The sequence below is a fragment of the Streptomyces sp. NPDC004561 genome (assembly GCF_053602155.1).
In genome coordinates this window covers 1-3,701 of the sequence record NZ_JBSGDB010000679.1, presented here as the reverse complement: position 1 = coordinate 3,701, position 3,701 = coordinate 1, and the positions used below count along the sequence as shown (strand labels likewise).

Here is a 3,701-nt window from a genome sequence, read left to right as displayed (position 1 = left end):
ACGGTGGGCGAGGTGTGCGACGCGCTCCGGGAGGTCTGGGGGAAATACGTGCCCTCGGACGTCTTCTGACCACCCCTGCCGCCCCCTGGTTCCTTTGCTGCGCCGGCTGGTGGTGCTGCGGCACGCCAAGTCCGCCTGGCCCGAGGGCGCCGAGGACCACCGCAGACCGCTCGCACCGCGCGGCCTGCGGGACGCCCCGGAGGCCGGGCGCGCCCTCGCCGAGGCCGACTGCCTGCCCGACCTCGCCCTGTGCTCCACCGCCGTGCGCGCCCGCCGCACCTGGCAGCTGGCCTCCGCCGAATGGGGCACCCCGCCCCCGGTGCGCCACGACCCCCGGTTGTACGCGGCGGACGTGCCCGACCTGCTGGAGGTCGTGCGCGAGGTGCCCCGCGAGGTCGAGACGCTGCTGCTGGTCGGGCACAACCCGGGACTGGAGGAGCTGGTCCTGGAGCTGGCCGGGGACGGGCTGGACGACACGCTGGACCGGGTGCGGGCCAAGTTCCCCACCTCCGCGATCGCCGTCCTCGCCTGGCACGGCACCGGCTGGCCGGCCCTCGCCCCGGGCGCCGCCCTGCTGACCTGGTTCGCCGTCCCGCGCGGCAGGAAGCCGTAGCACCCCGATCAGGGGCGGTCCGCACTCCGCATAGGCTGGCGGGATGCAGGACGAGTACCGCACGGTCGCCCGCACGGGCGTGCACGAGACCGAGATCAACCGCTCCCGCTTCCTGTGCGCCCTCGCCCCGGCCGCCACCGAGCGGGAGGCGCAGGACTTCGTCGCCGCCGTCCGCAAGGAGCACGCGGACGCCAGCCACAACTGCTGGGCGTACGTCATCGGCGCCGACGCCTCCGTGCAGAAGGCCGGCGACGACGGCGAGCCGGGCGGCACGGCCGGCGTCCCGATGCTGCAGATGCTGCTGCGCCGCGACATGCGCTACGTCGTCGCCGTCGTCACCCGCTACTACGGCGGTGTCAAGCTCGGCGCCGGCGGGCTCATCCGCGCCTACGGCGGCTCCGTCGGCGAGGCCCTGGACGCGCTCGGCACGATCACCCGGCGCCGCTTCCGGCTGGCCACGGTGACCGTCGACCACCAGCGCGCGGGCAAGGTCCAGAACGACCTGCGCGCCACCGGACGCGAGGTGCGGGACGTCCGCTACGGCGAGGCCGTCACCATCGAGATCGGTCTGCCGGACGCCGACGTGGACGCCTTCCGCGGCTGGCTCGCCGATGTGACGGCGGGCACGGCGGGCTTCGAGCTGGGCGGCGAAGCCTACGGTGATGCCTGACAATTGGAGTGAATCGGGCATAACACCCCTATGTGGGGCCGGTCATGACGGGCTGATACGGGAGTAACCGCCCGTGATGTCAGACCCGGAGGTTAGTCTCGGGGATCATGAGACTCCTGCACACGTCCGACTGGCACCTCGGCCGGGCCTTCCACCGGGTGAACATGCTCGGGGCCCAGGCCGGGTTCATCGGTCACCTCGTCACCACCGTGCGCGAGCACGAGGTGGACGCGGTGGTGGTGTCGGGGGACGTGTACGACCGGGCGGTGCCCCCGCTCGCCGCGGTCGAGCTGTTCGACGAGGCCCTGCACCGCCTCGCGGACCTCGGTGTGCCCACCGTGATGATCTCCGGCAACCACGACTCGGCCCGCCGCCTCGGCGTCGGCGCAGGACTCATCGACCGCGCGGGCATCCACCTGCGCACCGAGCCGTCCGCCGTCGCCACCCCCGTCGTGCTGTCCGACGCCCACGGCGACGTCGCCTTCTACGGCCTGCCGTACCTCGAACCCGCCCTGGTGAAGGACGAGTTCGCGGTGGACAGGGCCGGCCACGAGGCCGTGCTGGGCGCGGCGATGGACCGCGTCCGCGCCGACCTCGCCACACGCGCGCCGGGCACCCGCTCCGTGGTCCTCGCCCACGCCTTCGTCACCGGCGGCCGGGCCAGCGACAGCGAGCGGGACATCACCGTCGGCGGAGTGGCCGCCGTGCCGGCCGGAGTCTTCGACGGCGTGGACTACGTGGCGCTCGGGCATCTGCACGGCTGCCAGACCCTCACCGAGCGCGTGCGCTACTCCGGCTCCCCGCTCGCCTACTCCTTCTCCGAGGCCGACCACCGCAAGAGCATGTGGCTGGTCGACCTCGCCGCCGACGGCTCCGTCGCCGCCGAGCGCCTCGACTGCCCGGTGCCGCGCCCGCTGGCCCGCGTCCGCGGCACCCTGGACGACCTCCTCGCCGACCCGCGGCTCACCCCCCACGAGGACGCCTGGGTCGAGGCCACCCTCACCGACCCCGTCCGCCCGGCCGACCCGATGGCCCGGCTCACCGAGCGCTTCCCGCACACCCTCAGCCTGGTCTTCGCCCCCGAGCGCGCCCCCGACGACCCCGAGGTGTCCTACGCCCGCAGGCTGGCGGGCCGCAGCGACCAGCAGGTCGCCGAGGACTTCGTCGCCCATGTGCGCGGCGCCGGGCCCGACGAGCGGGAGGCGGCCGTGCTGCGCGAGGCCTTCGACGCCGTGCGCGCCGGCGACGCCGTACGGGAGGTGGCGCGGTGAGACTGCACCGGCTCGACATCACCGCCTTCGGGCCCTTCGGCGGCTCCCAGAGCGTCGACTTCGACGCGCTGTCCACCGCCGGGCTCTTCCTGCTGCACGGCCCCACGGGCGCGGGCAAGACCTCCGTCCTGGACGCCGTCTGCTACGCCCTCTACGGCTCCGTCCCCGGCGCCCGCCAGAGCGGCCAGGGCATGGCCCTGCGCAGCGACCACGCCGAACCGGGCACCCGCACCGAGGTCCGCCTCGAACTCAGCGTCGCCGGACGCCGGCTGGAGGTCACCCGGCAGCCGCCCTGGGAGCGGCGCAAACTGCGCGGCAAGGGCACCACGGTCGACAAGGCCCAGACCTGGCTGCGCGAGTACGACGGCGCGGCCGGCGCCTGGCAGGACCGCAGCCGTTCCCACCAGGAGATCGGCGAGGAGATCACCCAGCTGCTCGGCATGAGCCGCGAGCAGTTCTGCCAGGTCGTGCTGCTGCCGCAGGGCGACTTCGCGCGCTTCCTGCGCGCCGACGCCGAGGCCCGCGGCCGGCTGCTGGGCCGGCTCTTCGACACCCAGCGCTTCGCCGACGTCGAGAAGCGCCTCGCCGAGCGCCGCCGCGCCACCGAGGCACGCGTGCGCGAGGGCGACGCGGCCCTGCTCGCCGACGCCCACCGCATGCAGCAGGAGGCCGGCGACGCCATGGACCTGCCCGAGCTGGCCCCCGGCGAGCCGGGGCTGGCCGAGGGCGTGCTCGCGGCCGCCGCCGTCGCCCGCAGCACCGCCCGCGAACGCCTCGCCGTCGCGCACACCCGGCTCGCCGCGGCCGAGTCCGCGCACCCCGGCGCCCGCAGCGCCCTGGACGAGATCCGCGAACTCGCCCGGCTGCAGGGCCGGTTCGCCGAGGCGCGGCGGCGCGCCGAGGGCCTCCAGGAGCGGGCCGGTGACCATGGAGCGGCCCAGGAGCGCATGGCGCGGGGCCGGAAGGCGGAGGCGGTCGCGCCCGCGCTGGAGCTGCGGGAGGCCGCCGAGGAGGAGCACCTGAGGGCAGCCGCCGCCGAGGCACACGCGCGCGGCCTGCTGCCCGACTCCCACGCCGACGCCGGCGCGACCGGGCTCGCCGCCGCCGCCCGCCGGACCGCCGAGGAACTGGGCGGACTGGACGCGGC

4 protein-coding genes are annotated in these 3,701 nt (G+C 75.5%); all 4 read left to right on the top strand.

The window, feature by feature from the left end; translation table 11 throughout:
• Positions 1-94: 94 nt before the first annotated feature.
• Positions 95-613, top strand: a complete 519-nt coding sequence (locus tag ACWEN3_RS43450; protein WP_452983358.1) for a SixA phosphatase family protein — start codon at positions 95-97, stop codon at positions 611-613.
• A gap of 43 nt (positions 614-656) precedes the next feature.
• Positions 657-1,283, top strand: a complete 627-nt coding sequence (locus ACWEN3_RS43445; RefSeq protein ID WP_452983356.1) for a YigZ family protein — start codon at positions 657-659, stop codon at positions 1,281-1,283.
• Between the two features lie 107 nt (positions 1,284-1,390).
• Positions 1,391-2,554, top strand: coding sequence for an exonuclease SbcCD subunit D (locus tag ACWEN3_RS43440; RefSeq protein WP_452983353.1), 1,164 nt, complete (start codon positions 1,391-1,393; stop codon positions 2,552-2,554).
• A partial coding sequence (locus ACWEN3_RS43435; RefSeq protein WP_452983350.1) for an AAA family ATPase occupies positions 2,551-3,701 on the top strand: 1,151 nt, incomplete at its 3' end. The genes ACWEN3_RS43440 and ACWEN3_RS43435, both read left to right, overlap by 4 nt.